Source organism: Klebsiella sp. PK18 (assembly GCF_057784655.1).
This window is the reverse complement of sequence record NZ_CM173493.1, coordinates 3021750-3042183: the sequence shown is the minus strand read 5'-3', so window position 1 is coordinate 3042183 and position 20434 is coordinate 3021750. Positions and strand designations below refer to the sequence as shown.

Below are 20434 nucleotides of genomic sequence, written 5' to 3'. Positions count from 1 at the left end.
TCACGTATTATTCGCGCGTTATATGCCTTTATTGTCATGCCAATTATTTATTGTTGCCGTCTCATTCTGCGGAATGATTTTGTTTATCGGTAAAACGACAAGCCCGAACAACATGTTCGGGCTTTTTTTATGGCTGCAGGATGGAAAATAACCTTAGCCTTCGCTCGGTGATTTCTCCGCTTTGCCGGCCAACTGGGCGAGGAAGTCATACCGTTTCTGCAGATCGGCGGCGGCGTCTTTCCACAACTGCTCCGCCACCTCCGGCTGCTGGGCGTTCAGGCGACGGAAGCGTTGCTCGTTGAGCAGCGTCTCGGCCAGCGCGTCGGACGGCGGACGAGAATCCAGCGCCAGCGGCAGTTTGCCTTCGTCGGCGCGACGCGGGTCGAAGCGGTAGAGCGGCCAGAATCCAGTGGCGGTCAGCTGACGCATCTGATCGTGGCTGAGCGCCAGATCGTAGCCGTGCTCTTCGCAAGGACTGTAGGCGATGATCAGCGACGGTCCCGGATAGGCTTCCGCTTCCTGAATCGCTTTCACCGTCTGGTTCAGCTGCGCGCCCAGCGAAATCTGCGCCACATAGACATGACCGTACATCATCATGCTGACGCCCAGATCTTTGCGCGCCTTGCGTTTACCGTGTTCGCCAAACTTAGTGACCGCCCCCAGCGGGGTGGCTTTTGACGCCTGGCCGCCGGTGTTGGAGTAACACTGGGTATCCAGCACCAGAATGTTGACGTTTTCCGTCAGGCTCAGCACATGATCCAGACCGCCGAAGCCAATATCGTAGGCCCAGCCGTCGCCACCGATCAGCCAGACGGATTTCTCCACCAGCGCGTCAGCATCGGTCAGCAGCTCTTCAGCGCCGTCCACGCCGGCCAGCGCCTGGCGCAGGGCCGCCACCTGTTCGCGGCGTACTTCCGGCGTCGCCTCGGCATGTAACGCCACGTTCAACTCTGCCGGCAGTTTGTCGGCAAATTCGCTCAGCAGGCGCATCACGCGCTGACGGTGCTGGTCGACGGTTAAGCGGAAGCCGAGCCCGAATTCAGCGTTATCCTCAAACAGCGAGTTGGCCCATGCCGGGCCGCGGCCGTTGGCGTCGGTCGTATACGGCGTCGAGGGCAGGTTGCCGCCGTAAATGGAGGAGCAGCCGGTAGCATTGGCAATCAACATCCGATCGCCATACAGCTGGGTCAGCAGTTTGATATACGGCGTTTCGCCACAGCCGGAGCAGGCGCCGGAGTATTCAAACAGCGGGCTGATCAGCTGCGAGGTGCGAATATCAATCCGCTCCAGTTTTGTGCGGTCGATTTCCGGCAGGTTGAGGAAGTAATCGTAATTGACCTTCTCCTCTTCCACATGCTCCAGGCGCGACATCATATTGATGGCCTTGATCTCCGGGTTCTGGCGATCTTTCGCCGGGCACACTTCAACGCACAGGTTGCAGCCGGTGCAGTCTTCCGGGGCGACCTGCAGAACGTATTTTTGTCCGCGCATATCGCGGGATTTGACGTCCAGCGAGTGCAGACTGGCAGGGGCGTTCTCCATCTCTTCCGGCGCGACCACTTTGGCGCGGATCGCCGAGTGCGGGCAGGCGGCGACGCAGTGGTTGCACTGGGTACACAGCGCTTCCTTCCAGATGGGGATCTCTTCGGCGATGTTGCGTTTCTCCCAGCGCGTGGTGCCCATGGGCCAGGTGCCGTCCGGCGGCAGGGCGGAGACCGGCAGCGCATCGCCGAGGCCGGCCAGCATCGCGGCGGTGACCGTTTTGACGAAATCCGGCGCGGCGTCGGAGACCACCGGCGGGCGGTTCGGACTGCTGGCGTTCACTGGCTGGAGCGGCACTTCCGCCAGCGATTCCCGGGCCAGGGCCAGCGCCTGCCAGTTGCGTTCCACCAGCTCCTGGCCTTTGCTGCTGTAGCTTTTGGCGATCGCCGCCTGCAGTTCCGCCAGCGCGCTGTCGCCCGGCAGGATGCGGGTGAGATGGAAGAACGCCATCTGCATCACGGTATTAATGCGCGCGCCGAGGCTGCACTCGCGGGCGATTTTCGCCGCGTTGACCACGTAAAAACGCGCTTTTTTCTGATTCAGAGTGGCCTGGACTTCCTGCGGCAAGCGAGACCAGACCTCATCGGCGCCGTACGGCGTGTTGAGCAGGAAAATACCGCCGGGCTTCAGCCGCTCGGCCATCTGGTATTTATCGATAAACTGTAGCTGGTGGCAGCCGACGAAATCAGCCTGCGAAATCAGATACGAAGAACGAATCGGTTTTTCGCTGACGCGCAGATGCGAGACGGTGAGGCCGCCCGCTTTCTTCGAGTCATAGACAAAATAGCCCTGCGAGAACCACGGGGTCGAGTTGCCGATGATTTTGATGTTGTTTTTGGTGGCTGACACGCTGCCATCGCTGCCGAGACCGTAGAACAGGGCCTCGAGCTTGGCCTCTGCTGGCAGGGTATTTTCTCCCAGCGGCAGCGACAGATTGGTCACGTCATCATAGATACCGACGGTAAAGCGTGGCTTCGGCTGAGCGGACTGCAGTTCACTAAATACCGCCAGCACGCATTCCGGGCCGAACTCCTTGGAGGAGAGGCCATAGCGGCCGCCGATGGTGCGCGGCAGCGTCTCGCGCTCGCCGCGGTTAAAGGCTTCCGCCAGGGCGGTCATCACATCGAGATACAGCGGCTCGGCAAGCGCGCCAGGCTCTTTGGTGCGATCGAGCACCGCTACCGCCCGGGCGCTTTCCGGCAGCGCTGCCAGCAGGTGGGCGGCGGAGAACGGGCGATAGAGGCGCACTTTCAGCACGCCGACTTTCTCGCCGCGGCTCAGCAGTTCATCAACCACCTCTTCGCAGGTACCGATGGCCGAACCCATAATGACGATCACGCGCTCTGCCTGCGGGTGGCCGTAAAACTCAAACGGTTTGTACTGACGGCCGGTGGCGGCGGCGAAGTCGTTCATCGCCGTCTCAACATGGTCATAGACCGCGTCGTACCACGGATTGGTGGCCTCCCGGGACTGGAAGTACGTGTCGGGGTTGGCCGAGGTTCCGCGGATCACCGGGTGTTCCGGATTGAGCGCGCGCTGGCGATGCTCGGCGATTTTATCCTGCGGTAGCAGGGCGCGAATGGTGTCATCCGCCAGCGGGGCGATTTTGTTGATTTCGTGCGAGGTGCGGAAACCATCAAAGAAATGAATAAACGGCACCCGGCTTTGCAGGGTGGCGATATGCGAGATCAGCGCAAAATCTTGCGCCTCCTGGACGCTGCTGGCGCACAGCATGGCGCAACCGGTCTGCCGCACGGCCATGACGTCGGAATGATCGCCGAAGATCGATAGCGCGTGGGTGGCGACGGTGCGGGCGGCGACGTGCAGCACAAACGGCATCAGCTGGCCGGCCAGTTTGTACAGCGTGGGGATCATCAGCAGCAGACCCTGCGATGAGGTAAAGGAGGTGGAGAGGGCGCCGGTCTGCAGCGCGCCATGTACGGCGCCAATGGCGCCTGCCTCCGACTGCATTTCGACCACGCGGGGAACATCGCCCCAGACGTTTTTCAGCCCATTGCCGGCCCAGGCGTCGGCCTGTTCCGCCATCGTTGAACTGGGCGTGATCGGGTAGATGGCGATAACTTCACTGGTGCGAAACGCGACGGAAGCGACCGCGCCATTACCATCAATCGTAATCATATGAAGACACCCTTACATTGCGCAAAAGAATGGACACGTGAAACCGCGACGCGCCCTGTAATTATATAAGGGGTAGTTTAGCAAACCGTTGGCGCGGCCATTTTTGCATTTGTGTCCTCAATGCGCCGGCCACCCGTGACCAGATCAATATTTTGCATGGTTCGCGGAGAAAATGGCTTCCTGCCGAGTGTCGAATCACGTGCGCCCGGCGACCAGGCCGGAGCAGATCAAGCTTTCGGCGAAAATTTGCTAGAAAATGTTAATGAGGCGCATAAATACGTACTTCCCCCCTCGACGCCGCCCGCCACGCTGCCTATTATTCTGGGGTTTGCTTTTTTAAGACGTTTCCGAGGGGAGAGAGAATGCGAGCTGCGATATTAGTAGGTTGTGCGGCGCTGTTGCTGTCGGCGTGCAGTAGTGAACCCGTTCAGCAGGCCACGGCGGCGCACGTCACGCCAGGCATGCGGGCGGCGATGAGCGACGCCGGTCAGGCCAACTGCGCCATGATAGGCGGCTCGTTATCGGTGGCTCGTCAGCTCGATGGTTCGGCGATTGGCATGTGCGCGCTGCCGAACGGCAAACGCTGCAGCGAGCAGGCACTGGCGGGCGGCAGCTGCGGCTACTAACGGCGGCCCCGTCGCGGGGCAGCGTCAGCGGCACCTCAAGGCCGGCTAATGCATCAGGTCGGCGAGCTTATAGACCAGCGTCTGGTCGGCGGTCGCCAGCGTCAACTGGTTTTCCGTCAGATCGACCTGCGCGCCTTCGCGCAACATCTTGCCGATCGTCGCGTCAAGGGTATTAAGCTGGGCATCGTGGCACAGCATCCGGGTCATCGCCAGCGACTTCACCTTCAGCTCGCCGTCCGACACCTTGCCTTCCCCGCTAAAACCGTTGCACATATTGCCCGAAACATACATCTTGCCCGTAATAGCCATCTTCTCGCCGAAGCTCAGCTCCAGCGGCCGGTCGCCGGAGCTGACCGCCTGGCCGTTGACGCTGGTCAGCACGAAGCGATGATGCTGCAGCTGTTCCGCGCCGGTGGACACCTTACTGTTATAGACACAGCCGGACAACAGCATACCTGCCGCCAGTAGCGCCGCCAATTTGTTCATTTTCACTCCAAAACATTCACATTTCTAATAAAACCAAGCCAGTGTAACGGTATCGCAGCGGGGATCTGTGGGGATTATCTGAATGTGCTCCCCCCGGGAGAGGAGCACAAAAGGGAAAGGAATCAGACGATGGCGTTCGGGCAGGTTTCGCCGTTTGCGACCTGCTGCAGGTTGCCCAGGGTGGTCTCCGAAATGCTGATCAGCGCCTCAGCGGTGAGGAACGCCTGGTGGCCGGTGAACAGCACGTTGTGACAGGCGGAGAGGCGGCGGAAAACGTCGTCCTGGATCACATCGTTGGATTTGTCTTCAAAGAACAGATCGCGTTCGTTCTCATAAACATCCAGCCCCAGCGCGCCAATTTTCTGGTGCTTCAGGGCGTCGATGGCCGCCTGGGAGTCGATCAGCGCGCCGCGGCTGGTGTTAATCACCATCACCCCGTCCTTCATCTGGTCAAACGCCTCGCGATTGAGCAGATGGTAGTTTTCGTCGGTCAGCGGGCAGTGCAGGGAGATCACGTCCGACTCCTTGTACAGTGTAGCGAGGTCGACATATTCCACCCCCAGCTCCAGTGCGGCAGCGCTTGGGTACGGGTCGAACGCCAGCAGGCGCATGCCGAAACCTTTGAGGATCCGCAGCATCGCCACGCCAATTTTCCCGGTGCCGATCACCCCGGCGGTTTTACCATACATGGTGAAACCGGTGAGGCCTTCGAGGGAGAAGTTGGCATCACGGGTACGCTGATAGGCGCGGTGGATGCGACGGTTGAGCGACATCATCATACCGATCGCATGCTCAGCGACGGCTTCCGGCGAGTACGCCGGGACGCGGACCACGCGCAGGCCAAGCTCCTTTGCCGCCTCGAGGTCGACGTTGTTAAATCCGGCGCAGCGCAGAGCGATATACTTCACGCCGTGGGCCTTCAGCTCTTCCAGCACCGGGCGGCTGCCGTCGTCATTGACGAAGATACACACCGCTTCGCAACCGTTGGCGGTTTTGGCGGTCTTCGCTGTCAGCAGGAAGTCGAAGAATTCCAGTTCAAAGCCGTAGGTATCATTCACGTGCTGCAGGTACTTTTTATCGTACTGCTTCGTACTGTAAACCGCGATTTTCATAAGACTTTTCTCCAGTGATTATAACGTCACGGTAGCATATTTAAAATAATCGTACAATTATTAAAAAATAGTTTAAGTGTCAGGTGCTTATGCTAATTCTAGAGCATATCGCGGATTTGCGGAATCTCTTTGAAAGACAAAGTTTTTTCACCACAAACTGAGGCTTAAAGCGCCGGGGGAGAGCAGCAGAAACGGCCACAGCAGACCGGAGCTGACGTTAGCTAGCTGAAACGACCACAGCGGCAGGCCGCTGGCGCCGCTGACCAGGGGCAGGGTGGCGCGCAGGGGAGAGAGGAAGCGACTGAAAAAGACCGCCCACAGCCCGCGGCGCTGAAAAAAGAGTCGGCTGCGGGCCAGCCGCTCGGCGGTGAGCCAGCGTAACTGTGTGAGGCGGTGACGATAGCGAACGCCTAACCACCACGAGAGCCAGAATCCGCCGATGGCGCCGAGGCTGGCGCTGGACCACATTAACAGGAAATGACCGAGACTGGCGGAAGCGAATGTCCCCAACAGCAGCAGGCCGGAGGTGCCCGGGATCGCCAGCGACACCAGCGCGCAGGATTTAGTGAAGGTGAGCAGGAAAACCATTAGTAATACCAATGGATAGTGGCCCTGTGCGCTCTCAAAGAGCGAGATAATTAACGACACGGTCTCTCCCGCAAGCCATTTCTGTCTGGCTGGAGTGTGGCAGGCGCTGCTTAAACAAAAGCTAAATGATGACGGCCGATCGCCGCGCCGCGAGTCCGGCTGGCAACTATGCTTTAACAGGTCGCAAACTTTCACTCACTGGTCGAACGTGTCACAATGGGCGCCATTCGGCTTTTACTTATGTTGAATCAGGATATTAACTGCCCATGAAGGGTAAATATAAAGCCGCCATCGCGCTGGTGTTAGTGCTGGTGTTATTGCCGCTAACGCTGCTGTTGACGCTGACCCACTGGGTGCCGACGCTGGCGGGCATCTGGCTGCCTGTGGGCACTCGTATCTCGTTGCAGGAGAGCCCGCGTCTGACGCGGTCGGCTCTGCTGATCCCCGATCTGCGCTATCTGGTGGGCGACTGTGAACTCGCCCGGGTGACCGATACCCGCCTTTCGCGTCCCAGCCGCTGGCGGCTGCATATTGGCCAGCTGGACATCAACAGCGCTTGTCTGAGCAAACTGCCGGCCAGCGAGCCCACGCCGGGATCGCCGCGCACCCTCGCCGAATGGCAATCGATGTTGCCCTACAGTTGGTTAACGATTGATAACCTGCGGCTGTCGCCGTGGGAGAAATGGCAGGGGCGGCTGGTGATGTCGTTGACGCCAGCGCAGCAGGACATCGGCTTTGCCGGTAAGGAACTGAGTCTGCAGGCGCGCCTGCGCGGCCAGGCCCTCACCGTCAGCCAGTTCAGCGCCCGGCTGACTGACGATCAGCCGCCGGTGAAGCTGGTGGGAACCTTCCACCTGCCGCTGGTACCGGATGGTCTGCCGGTCGACGGCCAGATGCAGGGCACCTTTGAATTTCCACAAACCGCGGAATGGATCGATGCCGAGCTCGAGTGGCAGCACAATCGCGGCCAGCTGCTGGTGACGCCGCGCGGCGAGGTAGAGCCGATCCTGGACCTGCCGTGGGAGATCACCCCGGAGCGGATCACCATCAGCGACGGCCGCTGGCGCACCCGCTACCAGAACTATCCGCTCAGCGGGCGCGTCGCATTGTCGGTGGGTAACTGGCAGCAGGGGACCGAGCAGATGACCGTCAGCGGTCGCTTAAATGTCCTCACCGAGGGGCATGCCGGCAAAGGCAACGCGGTGCTGAATATCGGTCCGGGCAAGCTAAGCATGGATAACAGCGACATGCCGCTGCGGCTCACCGGCGAGGCCAAGCTGGGGGAGATGATCTTCTACGCGGCGCTGCCGGCGCAGCTCAGCGGGTCGCTGGTCAGCCCGCAGCTGGCGTTTCATCCCGGGGCGCTGCTGCGTTCGCGCGGACGAGTGATCGATGCGCTGAATATTGATGAAATTCGCTGGCCGCTGGCTGGGGTGAAAGTGACCCAGCAGGGCGTCGATGGCCGCCTGCAGGCGATCCTCCGCGCCCATGAGCAGCAGATGGGCGACTTTACGCTGCATCTGGACGGTCAGGCGAGCGATTTTCTGCCCGACAGCGGCCGCTGGCAATGGCGCTACTGGGGTGAGGGACACTTCACCCCGATGCAGGCGCGCTGGGATGTGAAGGGCAGCGGGGAGTGGCGCGACAATGCTATTACCCTGAGCAGCCTCTCCACCGGCTTCGATAAGCTCGAGTACGGCACGATGCGGGTCAGTACGCCGCGTCTGACGCTCGAGCAGCCGATCCGCTGGCTGCGTGATGCCCAGCACCCGCGGCTGACCGGCGCGCTGTCGCTGGACGCGGCCAAAACCACCTTCTCCGGCGGCAGCTATCTCCCGGCGTCAACGCTGAAATTTGCCCTCGACGGCCGGGACCCGACGTGGTTCCAGTTCACCGGCGCCCTGCACGCCGATACCATTGGCCCGGTGCGGCTGACCGGGCGCTGGGATGGCGAACGGCTGCGCGGCCAGGCGTGGTGGCCAAAACAGTCGCTGACGGTGTTCCAGCCGCTGGTGCCACCGGACTGGAAGATGAACCTGCGGGAAGGCAGTCTCTATGCGCAGGTGGCCTTTTCGGCGGCAGCCGGGCAGGGATTTGAGGCGGGCGGCCACGGCGTGCTGAAGGGCGGCAGCGCCTGGATGCCGGATAACCAGATTAACGGTGTCGACTTCGTGCTGCCATTCCGTTTCAGCGACGGCCACTGGCAGCTGGGCACCCGTCGTCCGGTCTCCCTGCGTATTGGCGAAATCGTCAACCAGGTTACCGCGCGCAATCTGACGGCGGACCTGCAGGGCACCTGGCCGTGGAGTGAGGCCAATCCGCTGCAGCTCAGCGACGTCAGCGTCGATCTGTTAGGCGGTAAGCTGACGCTGCTGCAGCTGCGCATGCCGCAGCGCGACCCGGCGCTGATCCGCCTGCAGCATATCTCCAGCAGCGAACTCACCAGCGCCGTCAAGGTGAAGCAGTTCGCCATGTCCGGGGCGGTGAGCGGCGCGCTGCCGCTGTGGCTGGAAAACAACCAATGGATCATCCACGACGGCTGGCTGCGTAATGACGGGCCGATGACCTTGCGGCTGGATAAAGACACTGCCGATGCGCTGGTGGCGGACAATGTCTCCGCCGGGACGGCGATTAACTGGCTGCGCTATATGGAGATCTCCCGCTCGTGGACGCGGATTAACCTCGACAATCTGGGCGTATTGACGCTTAAGGCCACCATCAACGGTACCAGCCGGGTGGACGGGAAAAGCAGTACCGTGCATTTAAACTACGCTCATGAAGAGAATATTTTCGACCTGTGGCGCAGTTTACGCTTCGGCGACAATTTACAGGCGTGGCTCGAACAGAATGCCATGCTGCCCGTGCGGCGCTGTACGGACGGTAAGACATGTAAGGAACCTAAATGAATAAGTTGCTACTGGCCATGGTGGCGCCGATGCTGCTCGCCGGCTGTACGCCGCGTATCGAAATTGCGGCATCGAAAGAGCCCATCACTATTAATATGAATGTCAAAATTGAGCATGAGATCCATATCAAGGTCGATAAGGATGTGGAAAATCTGCTGAAATCCCGCAGCGATCTGTTCTGAGGCGACGATGAGAAAACGACTGTTAAGCGCAGCGCTGGCGCTGACCTTACTCAGCGCGCCCGCGCTGGCGTTGACCCTGAGCGAAGCGCGGCAGCAGGGGCGGGTGGGGGAAACGCTGAACGGCTATCTGGCGCCGCTGCGCCAGGATAAAGAGACCTTAGCGCTGGTGAAGCAGATCAATGCCGCGCGCAGCGAAAGCTACCAGCAGCTGGCGGATGACAACAATCTGCCGGTAGATGAAGTGGCGAAAATGGCCGGGCAGAAGCTGGTGGCCCGGGCTCAGCCCGGGGAGTACGTCCAGGGGCTGAACGGCCAGTGGCGGCGTAAATGATCAGCGGCAGCGCTTGCGGTATTCGCCCGGCGAGACGCCAAAGCGCTGCTTAAAGGCGGTGGAGAAATGGCTGTGGTCGCTGAAGCCCCAGCGGTAGCCGATCCCCGCCAGCTTTTCGTCGTCATGGGCATTCTGTAGCGCCCGGGCGCACAGATCCAACCGCCGGTTCTTAATATACTGCGCCACCACCAGCCCTTTGTCGGCAAACAGCCGGTACAGGCTGCGTACCGACATCCCCGTCTCGCTGGCCAGCCACTCCGGGCGCAAATGCTCCGACTGAATGGACGCATCGATTAACGCAATAATCTTTTGAAACTGCTTTTCCCTCCGGGAAGGGGTAGGCTCGCGCTGATGCAGCACCGGGCGCAACAGGCAGGCGATCGCCTCCAGCGCCGCTTCACTCTCGCTGGCGGAGAGTGTCGTGCCGCCCATGCTTTCCAGCAACAATCGCTGGCTGAGCTGCACCATTGGCAGGGATTTGTCCAGCCGGCAGGCGGTGGCGATGTCGCCTGTGGGCGCCACCCGCTGGCGCGGCAGCAGCAGGGAGGCCTGACGCGAGGTCTGCTGCCAGACAATCGAGCAGGGGCGGGCGGCGTCGATTAACGTGATATCGCCTGCCGCCAGCGTCACCTGGCGATCGTCCTGTTCGATGATGGCTTCGCCGGCAAGCTGAAATACGGTGTAGAACCAGGCGTCGTTATCGCGTTTTATCTCATTGTGTGTGCGGTAGAGATTAACGCCGGCGGCGGTGACCGTGCTGACCTTGAGGTTACCGGCGTAGCGGGCGTCAATCTCGCCGTGGAAGCGCCCCTCCAGCGGCCGGGCGGCGAAATGGCCGCAGACCTGATTGATCGTCGCCAGCCAGCGCTGGTACGCCAGCCCCCCCTCTGCCGTGGTCATCATTCGCCCTTCTCCTGTAATAACAATGTTTCCGCATTGTTGCATTTATGCCGCCTCAGGCAAGGCCGCGATGGCGGGTATATGAAAGAACTATTACCTGCGGCACATTTCTGCCAGGGTAAGCCGCGGATTTGCGGCGACTGTCACAGCGGCGCAAACGAATGTCACAGAGAAAAAAGCGCCAGCCGCCAACCGGACATAGACTGAAAGCACTATCCGCGAAGAATAAGGAAAGGGTATGTCCACCTCTCAGATAGCGCTGCTTGCCAGCGTCCAGCAGTTTTTAGACCGTCAGCATGGCCTGTATATCGACGGCGCTCCCTGCGCCGCGCAGAGCGAAAACCGGTTAACCGTTTGGGATCCGGCCACCGGGCAGGCGATTGCCACCACCGCCGACGCCAGCCCGGCGGATGTCGACCGGGCGGTAATGTCCGCCTGGCGCGCTTTTGTCGATCGCCGCTGGGCCGGGCGCACCCCGGCCGACCGTGAACGCATCCTGCTGCGTTTTGCCGACCTGGTGGAGCAGCACGGCGAAGAGCTGGCGCAACTGGAAACCCTTGAGCAGGGCAAATCCATTGCGATCTCTCGCGCCTTTGAGGTCGGCTGCACCCTGAACTGGATGCGCTACACCGCGGGGCTGACCACCAAGATCAGCGGCCGGACGCTGGACGTGTCGATCCCGTTCCCGCAAGGGGCGCGTTACCAGGCGTGGACCAAAAAAGAGCCGGTCGGGGTGGTGGCGGGCATCGTCCCGTGGAATTTCCCGCTGATGATCGGCATGTGGAAGGTCATGCCGGCCCTGGCGGCAGGCTGTTCGATCGTCATCAAACCTTCTGAAACCACCCCGCTGACCCTGCTGCGGGTGGCGGAGCTGGCGACCCTGGCGGGCATACCTGACGGGGTATTCAACGTGGTCACCGGCAGCGGCGCCGGCTGCGGCGCGGCGCTGACCGCCCATCCGCAGGTAGCGAAGGTCAGCTTTACCGGCTCGACGGCGACCGGGAAACAGATCGCCCGCGTGGCCGCCGACCGCCTGACTCGCGTGACGCTGGAGCTGGGCGGCAAGAACCCGGCGATTGTGCTCAAAGATGCCGATCCCCAGTGGGTTATTGAGGGGCTGATGACCGGTAGCTTCCTCAATCAGGGGCAGGTCTGCGCCGCCAGCTCGCGGATCTACATCGAAGCGCCGCTGTTTGACACCCTGGTCAGCGGTTTCGAGCAGGCGGTAAAATCGCTGCAGGTGGGGCCGGGGATGCAGGAGACGGCGCAGATCAACCCGGTGGTCTCCCGGGCCCACTGCGACAAGGTGGCGGCCTACCTCGAAGAGGCTCGCCAGCAGAAGGCAGAGCTCATCAGCGGCAGCGCCGGACCGGATGCGGGGGGGTATTATATTCCGCCGACGCTGGTGGTTAACCCCGACGCCGGGCTGCGCCTCACCCGTGAGGAGGTGTTTGGCCCGGTGGTGAACCTGGTGCGGGTGGCCGACGGCGAGGAGGCGCTGCGTCTGGCCAACGACAGCGATTTTGGCCTGACCGCCAGCGTCTGGACCCGCGATCTAACCCAGGCCCTGAACTACACCGACCGTCTGCAGGCGGGAACGGTATGGGTCAACAGCCATACCCTGATTGACGCCAACCTGCCTTTCGGCGGCATGAAGCAGTCTGGTACCGGCCGCGATTTCGGCCCTGACTGGCTCGACGGCTGGTGCGAAACCAAATCCGTCTGCGTGCGTTACTAGACCGCTGTCGGGGAAAGCGAATGGCTTTTCCCGACGCGCCGCTTGCCGACCTCCGGTCTTTCTCGCTACTGTGGAGGGCAATCTTTGCCCAACCAGGGCGGTGAATCATCAGGAGGTCTTCGGCATGTCAGCATTTCCTAAGGTTGCACTTATTGGTCCCGGCGCCATCGGCACGACTATCGCCGCCGCCCTGTTTGAGGTGGGGAGGGCGCCGATGGTCTGCGGGCGTACCGCCCATTCGGCGCTGGTGCTGCGCACTGACGAGGGCGAGATCGTGGTGCCCGGCCCGGTGCACACCGACCCAACGGCGATAGCCGCCCCCTTCGACCTGGTCTTTGTCGCGGTGAAAACTACCCAGACGGAGGCCATCGCCTCCTGGCTGACGGCCCTGTGTTCCACGGACACCGTGGTGTGCGTGCTGCAAAACGGCGTTGAGCAGCGCCAGCAGTTTGCCCCCCTGACCGGCGGCGCGACGGTGTTGCCCTCGGTGGTCTGGTTTCCGGCGCAGCGCGATGCCGATGCCTCTGTCTGGCTGCGCGCCACGCCGCGCCTGACCCTCCCGGATCTGCCGGGGGCAGAGCGAGTGCAGCAGGCGCTGGCGGGGACCCGCTGCGCGGTGGACCTGGCGGCGGATTTTACCACCGTGGCCTGGCGTAAACTGTTGCAGAACGCCGTCGCCGGACTGATGGTGCTGACCGGACGCCGCGCCGGGATGTTTGCCCGGGAAGACATTACTGCCCTCGGACTGGCTTATTTGCGCGAATGTCTGCAGGTGGCGCGGGCGGAAGGGGCCGCCCTGGGCGACAGCGTGCCGGAGGAGATTATCGCCGGCTTTCACCGGGCGCCTGCCGACTTAAGCACCTCTATTCTGATCGATCGTCTGAATGGCCGACCGCTGGAGTGGGATATTCGTAACGGCGTGGTGCAGCGTCGCGGACGTCAGCACGGCATTCCGACACCGCTCAGCGATATCATCGTGCCGCTGCTGGCGGCAGCCAGCGACGGCCCGGGCTGACCCGGGCAGGCGCGGGGGTTAGTCCACCAGGGAGGGATCGAGGTCGATCATTAACTGCTTCATTTCGGCAAAATGCTGCCGCGAGAAATCGGCAATCTTCTCCCAGTCCTGGGCCGTTTTTTCCGCTACCGCGTCTGACAGAACCTTCAGCGGCTGGCCGGTGGACCAGGCGGTGATCAGGATCTGACAGGCGCGCTCCAGGGTCCAGATATCATCGAACGCCTCGCCGATGGTCGGGGCGGTCACCAGCACCCCGTGATTCCCCATCAGCAGGCGGCGTTTGTCCGCCAGCAGGCCCGCCAGCCGGGCGCCTTCTGCCGCGTTGTCCGCCATCCCGCCGTACAGCGTATCGACGGCGACCCGGTTAAAATAGCGGGCCGTGTTCTGGTCGATGGGCAGGATCTGCGGCGTCGCCAGACAGGCGAGGCTGGTGGTGTACACCGGGTGCAGATGCAGCACCACCCGCACGTCCGGGAGCCGCTGATGGATCTGCCCGTGAATAGCCCACGCGGTGGCATCGACGTCAGGGCGCGCGGCGCAACCTTCATCATCGGCGTTCAGCACCAGCAGATCGCTGGCGCGGATGCGCGAAAAGTGTTTCCACTTCGGGTTGAGTAAAAACGTTTTCCCGTCAGCGGAGAGCGCGGCGCTGAAATGGTTGGCCACCGCCTCATGCATGCCGAGATGGGCAATGATGCGAAAGGTGGCCGCCAGGTCGATGCGGATCTGCTCTTCATCGGAATCGCGCATGGGCATTACTCCGCTTTCGGCATCAGGGTCTGCAGATCGTCCGCCGTCGGCGCCTGGAAGTGATATTTCTTCAGCAGGGCGGCATATTCCGGCGTCGCGCTGTATTTTTTCAGCGCCTCTTCGAGGGCGGTTTTCACCTCAGTATTGCCTTTTTTAACGCCAAAGCCGTTCAGCACCGGATAGATCAGCGTGTCAGAGGAGATAACCACCCGGTCACCCAGTTTTTCCACCACCCCGCGCGCCACGGCGGCGTCGGTGATCTGCGCATCCACCGCGCGCGACAACAGCGCCTGGGTGGTCTGCGGGTCGGTGGTATAAACGCTCAGCGCAATCGGCTTCAACCCCTTCTTCACGCAGTAGTCGGCGGAAAGCTTCTGCAATTGCGCCAGCCACGAGGTGGCGCCCATCGAGCCGATTTTATGCCCGCAGAAGTCCTCCGGGGTCTTAGGCTGGTAGTCGCCGCCTTTGCGGGCGAGGATCGCTTCCCCGCTTTTCAGGTACGGCACCATATCGATCACCTTCAGGCGTTCGGCGGTAATGTACATCGACGAGTTGGTGATATCGAAGCGCCCACCCTGCAGCCCGGGGATCAGGTTGGGGAAGCGGGTATCGATATTCACTGCTTCACGGCCCATAGTCTTCGCCAGACCATCGAGCAGCTCGATGTCAAAACCGGCTGGCTTATTGTTTTCCATGTACTCGTAAGGAAAAAAGGTCATGTCCGAACCGGCGGTGATCTTACCGCTTTGCTGAAAGGCCAGTGCGCTAAAGGATGTCAGAGCAGCCGCTGCGCAGAGCAGCAGGGTCAGCGGGCGTGGTGCGAAAATGCGTGTCATAAAACCTCCGGAGTGTGGGCAAATTACATGCTGGCGCGATCGGCGCCGGCCTGCTGAACAAAAAACGAAGCGCCGCGCGGCTTCTGCGGCAGACGAAGCTGGTTATTGGTGCTGCGCACCAGACCGCTCTCTTCTCCCGCGACCAGTTGGCCGGCATGGCGGCTCGGCAGCGGGTTTTCGCCGTAGGGTAGCGCATCCTCCGCGGCGTAGACGCTGATGAACAGGGTGCGCGGCAGGGCGGTCTCGTTGGGGCTGGAGGCGTGCAGCAGGCGGGTATGCATAAAGCAGACTGAGCCCGCCGGGCCAAAACAGGCCTGCGGCTGCTGGCAGTGCGTCGCCACCACCTCATCATCCACCGCCCCCGTGAAGCGCCCCTCCTGCCAGTGGGACCACAGCGGCCCCTGATGACTGCCCGGCACCACGTTGAGCGGGCCATTCTCTGGCGTCACCTCGCTGACCATCAGCAGGGCGGTGATGATGTCGTCATTGCTGTGCGGGGTGAAAAGGAAATCCTGATGCCATTTCACCTCGGTGGCGGTGTGCGGCAGCTTGGAGTTAATTTTGCTGTGATGAAAGCGGGTGCCGCTGCCGCCGATCAGCTGCGCGGCGATGGTCGCCATCCGCGAGTTCAGCGCAGTATGGCGATAGGCCTCGGAGATCTCCGTCGGGGAGGCGACCCGGCGCAGCGACGGATGGTCAGGAGCATGATCGCGCTCGATATCGAAGCGCGGCCGCCCGTCGAGGGTTTCTCCCCACACCGTCGCGTGACCGCGGCTCTCCTCGACCCAGCCGTCGAAATCGCTCTGCAGGGCGGCGATGTCGGCGCTGGAAAGCACCTCTTCGACCACCAGAAAACCCTGCTGATGAAACTGATCAATTTGCCACTGCGCAATCATAGTTTTTCCTCTTCACGTTCCGATAGTTAAGCCAGAGAAACATCTTTGAGAAAGGCCTCGACCCGCGGGTGTTGCCCGCTACGCATCGCCTGCGGCGTGTCATCGCACACCACCCGGCCTTTCTCCATAAACACGATCCGGTCGGACACTTTGAAGGCGAAGTTCATCTCGTGGGTGACGATGACCATGGTGATGCCTTCGTGGGCCAGGGATTCGATAACCTGCAGCACTTCATTCACTTTTTCCGGATCCAGCGCCGAGGTGGGCTCATCGAACAGCATGATCTGCGGACGCATCATCAGGGCGCGGGCGATCGCCACCCGCTGCTGCTGTCCGCCGGAGAGCTGGTGCGGATACTTCCAGGCGTGCTCCAGCATGCCCACTTTGTGCAGTAGTTCGCAGGCGTGCTGGCGCAGTTCCGCGTCACTTGCCAGATGGTGATAGCGCGGGGCCAGCAGCAGATTGCCGAACACGGTCAGATGCGGGAACAGGTTAAAGCTCTGGAACACCATGCCGATGTTCAGGCGATGTTCGGCATTCTCCATAAAGCGCGGCTTCTGCTGCCCCTGGCGGTCGAGGTGAATAAAGGGTTGGCCGTTAATCTGAATTTCGCCGTTATCGATCTGCTCAAGACCGTTCAGCAGGCGAATGAGGGTGGTTTTCCCCGAGCCTGACGGACCGATGACCGAGACCACCTCGCCGGGCTGGATCTGCAGGCTCACCGCCCCCAGCACTTCGACGTTGTTGTAGGCCTTATGCAGCTTAGAGGCCTGCAGCGCCGGCTCATGACTCTGGGTGACGCTGCGCGCCATCGCCGGGCGGCGGGCGCTGGCCAGCCGCTGCATCTCGGCATCTACCGGACGAGCGGTATTGCGCTGGGTCACGTCAAGGTAGTTCTCCAGCCGTTTCAGCAGAAAATCGAACACCGTGACGATAAAGATGTAATAAAACGCCACGGCCGTCATCGTCTCCATGACCAGAAAGTTCTGCGAGTAGAGCTGCTGGCCGACCATTAATATTTCGGTCAGGGAGATCACCGACACCAGCGAACTGAGCTTCACGATGGCGATATATTCATTGGCCAGCGCCGGCAGGGCGACGCGCAGCGCCTGGGGGATGATCACCCGCCACTGGATCCCGGCGTAGCGCAACCCCAGGGCCCGCGCGGCTTCGCTCTGCCCGCGAGGGATGGAGAGCAATCCGCCGCGGTGGATCTCGGCGATATAAGCCGCTTCGCTGAGGACCATTGCCAGCAGGCCGGCCCAGAAGGGATCGTTCAGCACCGGGGCGAAGGAGGGCAGCGCCTGCGGCATGTTGTAGACAAAAATCAGCAGGACCAGCAGCGGCATACTGCGAAATAACCAGATATACAGCCGGGCTGGGGTGGATAACCAGCCGCGCGGCGACTGTTTGGCCAGCGCCAGAATAAATCCGAGCACAATACTGCAGCCCCAGGTCAGCAGACTTAATTTAATGACGGTCCAGGTGGCCCACCAAAAATCGGCATCGCTGAGCAGGCTTAACATGTAGTTCCAGTTAAACGTCATGGGCTATTTCACTCGTCATAATTATCAAAAATGAAAGTGGCTCGGCTGTGCCGTAATGGGGAGCCACCGGTATTCATCGTGCGAATACACTATGCTGGCAGGATGCTTTCAGAGGCAATTAGTAAATTTTTGGCCTTTAAGTTTAAAAAAACTATACAGCGATATTAACGATATGGAATTTAAAGTGATTGTTAAGATACTTTGCGTAAACAATTTAAAAACAATGACTGTAATTCAATAACGCTATTTTGAGCAGACAGGTTATTTTGCGCGAAACTGGGGCAGACGCTGCCAGTCTGGCGTGCAGCGTGGCGCATGATGGTGCAATGGCGGAAATAAACCACGCGGGCGTAGAGCAATAATAAATATTGTCGCCCCTTGTCGGGCAATGCGCCGCTCTTTTCCGGGGGTGGCACGCGGATTGCTTGGGACTTAGAGGAAAACTATTCCCCGTGTGCGCCGGACCATATTTTATCAATGGTGATGCTATGAACCGATTTACCCTGAAGCAGCTCAAATATTTCGTCACCGTGGTGGAGACGGAGAGTATCGCCGAGGCCTCCCGCCAGCTGCACATTGCGCAGCCGTCGATTTCGATTGCCATCAAGAATCTGGAGAGCACCTTCGACCAGCAGCTGTTTATTCGCCACCATGCGCAGGGCGTTTCGCTCACCTCCAGCGGTCGGCGGATCTACGATAAAGCGAAAGAGCTGCTGCGCCTGTCCTGGGAGTTCGAACAGAATTCGCGAGCGGATAAAGAGCTGGTTTCTGGCATGATCTCCATCGGTTGCTTCGAATCGGTGGCTCCGCTGTATATGCCGAAGCTGGTGGCCGGGTTTAAGAAATGCTATCCGGAAATCACCCTGCATCTGTACGACGGCGAACAGCATGAGCTGATGCATGGCCTGCACCGCGGCCGCTTCGACCTGGCGCTGGTTTACGATCTGGAGCTCGGCCATTCGATCAATAAAGAGCGGCTCAATGCGCCGCATAAACCCTACGCGCTGCTGCCCGCCGCGCATCCGCTGGCGCAGAAGGCGCAGGTGACGCTGCAGGAGCTGAGCCGCGAGCCGATGATCCTCCTCGATGCGGTCCCCAGTAAAAATTATTTTATCTCCATCTTTAAGGAAAAGGGTTATCACCCGGAAGTGGCTTACAGTTCCCCCTCCATTGAAATGGTGCGCTGTATGGTGGGTCAGGGGTTGGGTTTTTCGGTGCTGGTCACCCGGCCCTGCTGCGATATGACCTACGATGGTGAAAGAGTGGTGCAGCGGGATATTGCCGACGAGATGCCCGCCTCGACCTTAATTATGGCGCATCTCGCGAATAATGAGCCCACGCGGCCGACGCAACTGTTTATGGATTATTGTCGCAGCATCGAATTAACCCCAACTCACGCCTGAAATAACGCCTGTCGATCCGGCAGGCATTATTTTTTGTCGTCACTCAGCCTCGTAAAATTCTATTCAGTCGATCGTTTTATAATATTTTACCAATTCGTCACAGTTAAATAACCTGAAAGCCGTCAATTCCGGCGACGTCGTCGGCAACTGTGCTTGAAGGATAGCGAAATGACTGAACAGATTACCGAGATCGATACCCTGGTGGTGGGCGCGGGGCAGGCGGGCGTCGCCATGAGCGAGCATCTGACCCGGCTGGATATCCCCCACCTGGTGCTGGAAAAGCAGGGTATTGCCCAGGCCTGGCGCAGCGGACGCTGGGATTCGCTGGTCGCCAACGGCCCGGCCTGGCACGATCGGTTCCCGGGCATGGTGTTCCCGGACTGCCCGGCAGACAGCTTTGTCGGCAAAGAGCAGGTGGCAGACTATTTTGCCGCCTATGCCCGCAGCTTCAATGCGCCGATCCGTACCGGGGTGGAGGTTTTCAGCGCCGAACGCCTCGTCGGACGGCCGGGCTTTCGTATCGACACCTCGCAGGGGGTGATTGAAGCGCAGCGGATCGTGGCGGCCACCGGGCCGTTTCAGCGGCCAGTGATCCCGGCCATCGCCCCACAGAGTCAGGCTATTCAGCAGCTCCACTCCGCGCACTATTTTAACCCGCAGCAGCTACCGGAGGGCGGTGTGCTGGTGATTGGCGCAGGCTCCTCCGGCGTGCAGATTGCCGATGAGCTACAGCGAGCCGGACGCGCGGTGTGGCTGTCGGTGGGAGCGCACGACCGCCCGCCGCGTCGCTATCGTCAGCGCGATTTTTGCTGGTGGCTCGGGGTGCTGGGAATGTGGGATGCCGCGGCCAATGCGCCGGGTAAAGAGCATGTCACTATCGCGGTGAGCGGCGCGCGCGGCGGCCATACCGTCGATTTTCGCCAGCTGGCGCATCAGGGGGTCACGTTAGTGGGGCAGACCCGCGGCTTTGACGGTGACAAAGCACTGTTTCACCACGACCTGGCGGAGAATATCCGCCGCGGCGATGCCTCCTACCTTGCGCTGCTCGACGCCGCGGACGCGTGGGTGGCCCGCAACGGTATGGACCTGCCCGAAGAGCCCTCCGCCCGCGAATTTCTGCCCGATCCGGCCTGCCTTACCGACCCGCTGCTCAGTCTCAATCTGGCGGAGGCCGGGATCGGCACCATCATCTGGGCGACGGGCTACACCACCGACTATCGCTGGCTGAAGGTCAACGCCTTCGATGACGCACAGCGGCCACAGCATCACCGCGGCGTATCGACGGAGCCTGGCGTCTATTTCCTCGGCCTGCCTTGGCTCTCGCGGCGCGGGTCCACCTTTATCTGGGGCGTCTGGCACGATGCCAAATATATTGCCGACCAGATCGCCATTCAGCGCCAGTACCAGCGTTACCAGCCGTCCTGTTAACCGTTTTCC

At 60.9% G+C, this 20434-nt stretch carries 17 protein-coding genes; 8 read left to right on the top strand and 9 right to left on the bottom strand.

The window, feature by feature from the left end; translation table 11 throughout:
* Positions 1–153: 153 nt before the first annotated feature.
* Positions 154–3681 carry a pyruvate:ferredoxin (flavodoxin) oxidoreductase gene (nifJ, locus tag AC3EMD_RS14930; RefSeq protein ID WP_302073565.1) on the bottom strand — a complete coding sequence of 1176 codons (3528 nt, stop codon included), beginning with the start codon at positions 3679–3681 and terminating at the stop codon, positions 154–156.
* 362 nt (positions 3682–4043) lie between these two features.
* On the opposite strand from nifJ, the gene AC3EMD_RS14925 reads away from it, so the two are divergent.
* Complete coding sequence (locus tag AC3EMD_RS14925; protein ID WP_008805145.1) at positions 4044–4307, top strand: putative hemolysin; 264 nt, start codon at positions 4044–4046, stop codon at positions 4305–4307.
* 45 nt (positions 4308–4352) lie between these two features.
* Here the strand turns inward: AC3EMD_RS14925 and hslJ are convergent, their stop codons facing one another.
* From hslJ to AC3EMD_RS14910, 3 genes are all read right to left on the bottom strand, one after another.
* Positions 4353–4793 carry a heat shock protein HslJ gene (hslJ, locus tag AC3EMD_RS14920; RefSeq protein ID WP_012541951.1) on the bottom strand — a complete coding sequence of 147 codons (441 nt, stop codon included), beginning with the start codon at positions 4791–4793 and terminating at the stop codon, positions 4353–4355.
* 122 nt (positions 4794–4915) lie between these two features.
* Positions 4916–5905, bottom strand: coding sequence for a 2-hydroxyacid dehydrogenase (locus tag AC3EMD_RS14915; protein WP_008805143.1), 990 nt, complete (start codon positions 5903–5905; stop codon positions 4916–4918).
* Positions 5906–6052: 147 nt separating this feature from the next.
* Positions 6053–6553 carry a DedA family protein gene (locus AC3EMD_RS14910; RefSeq protein WP_008805142.1) on the bottom strand — a complete coding sequence of 167 codons (501 nt, stop codon included), beginning with the start codon at positions 6551–6553 and terminating at the stop codon, positions 6053–6055.
* Positions 6554–6759: 206 nt separating this feature from the next.
* On the opposite strand from AC3EMD_RS14910, the gene AC3EMD_RS14905 reads away from it, so the two are divergent.
* The 3 genes from AC3EMD_RS14905 to AC3EMD_RS14895 are packed head-to-tail and all read left to right on the top strand — an operon-like array spanning position 6760 to position 9912.
* Positions 6760–9399 (top strand): YdbH family protein, encoded by a 2640-nt coding sequence (locus tag AC3EMD_RS14905; RefSeq protein WP_302073564.1) that lies wholly within the window; start codon positions 6760–6762, stop codon positions 9397–9399.
* Complete coding sequence (locus tag AC3EMD_RS14900) at positions 9396–9581, top strand: YnbE family lipoprotein (RefSeq protein WP_012968375.1); 186 nt, start codon at positions 9396–9398, stop codon at positions 9579–9581. Before AC3EMD_RS14905 ends, AC3EMD_RS14900 begins: the two co-directional genes overlap by 4 nt.
* Positions 9582–9588: 7 nt before the next feature.
* Complete coding sequence (locus AC3EMD_RS14895; protein WP_012541948.1) at positions 9589–9912, top strand: YdbL family probable chaperone protein; 324 nt, start codon at positions 9589–9591, stop codon at positions 9910–9912.
* Here the strand turns inward: AC3EMD_RS14895 and feaR are convergent, their stop codons facing one another.
* Entirely contained in the window at positions 9913–10815 is a 903-nt protein-coding gene (gene feaR / locus AC3EMD_RS14890) for a transcriptional regulator FeaR (protein WP_008805139.1), read from the bottom strand. It abuts the gene before it with no gap.
* A 235-nt stretch (positions 10816–11050) separates the two neighbouring features.
* Between feaR and AC3EMD_RS14885 the strand changes: the two genes are divergently transcribed.
* Complete coding sequence (locus AC3EMD_RS14885) at positions 11051–12550, top strand: aldehyde dehydrogenase family protein (RefSeq protein WP_012541945.1); 1500 nt, start codon at positions 11051–11053, stop codon at positions 12548–12550.
* 124 nt (positions 12551–12674) lie between these two features.
* The gene (locus tag AC3EMD_RS14880) at positions 12675–13565 is read left to right on the top strand and encodes an oxidoreductase (protein WP_016160898.1); all 891 of its coding nucleotides are present in this window, start codon (positions 12675–12677) and stop codon (positions 13563–13565) included.
* Positions 13566–13583: 18 nt separating this feature from the next.
* Here AC3EMD_RS14880 and AC3EMD_RS14875 read toward each other — a convergent pair whose 3' ends face one another.
* Genes AC3EMD_RS14875 through AC3EMD_RS14860 form a run of 4 tightly spaced genes read right to left on the bottom strand, consistent with a single transcriptional unit; the run spans position 13584 to position 17594 of the window.
* The gene (locus AC3EMD_RS14875) at positions 13584–14315 is read right to left on the bottom strand and encodes a class II aldolase and adducin N-terminal domain-containing protein (protein WP_038422439.1); all 732 of its coding nucleotides are present in this window, start codon (positions 14313–14315) and stop codon (positions 13584–13586) included.
* 5 nt (positions 14316–14320) lie between these two features.
* Positions 14321–15151 carry an ABC transporter substrate-binding protein gene (locus AC3EMD_RS14870; RefSeq protein ID WP_008805135.1) on the bottom strand — a complete coding sequence of 277 codons (831 nt, stop codon included), beginning with the start codon at positions 15149–15151 and terminating at the stop codon, positions 14321–14323.
* Between the two features lie 23 nt (positions 15152–15174).
* The gene (locus tag AC3EMD_RS14865; protein ID WP_004224469.1) at positions 15175–16047 is read right to left on the bottom strand and encodes a phytanoyl-CoA dioxygenase family protein; all 873 of its coding nucleotides are present in this window, start codon (positions 16045–16047) and stop codon (positions 15175–15177) included.
* A 26-nt stretch (positions 16048–16073) separates the two neighbouring features.
* Positions 16074–17594 carry an amino acid ABC transporter permease/ATP-binding protein gene (locus AC3EMD_RS14860; RefSeq protein ID WP_004190429.1) on the bottom strand — a complete coding sequence of 507 codons (1521 nt, stop codon included), beginning with the start codon at positions 17592–17594 and terminating at the stop codon, positions 16074–16076.
* A gap of 488 nt (positions 17595–18082) precedes the next feature.
* Here AC3EMD_RS14860 and AC3EMD_RS14855 point away from each other — a divergent pair, with 488 nt between their 5' ends.
* Both AC3EMD_RS14855 and AC3EMD_RS14850 read left to right on the top strand, forming a co-directional pair.
* The gene (locus AC3EMD_RS14855; RefSeq protein ID WP_004190428.1) at positions 18083–18997 is read left to right on the top strand and encodes a LysR substrate-binding domain-containing protein; all 915 of its coding nucleotides are present in this window, start codon (positions 18083–18085) and stop codon (positions 18995–18997) included.
* Between the two features lie 168 nt (positions 18998–19165).
* A complete protein-coding gene (locus AC3EMD_RS14850) occupies positions 19166–20425 on the top strand; it encodes a flavin-containing monooxygenase (protein WP_012968371.1) in 1260 nt (419 codons plus the stop codon).
* The last annotated feature ends 9 nt before the right edge of the window (positions 20426–20434 follow it).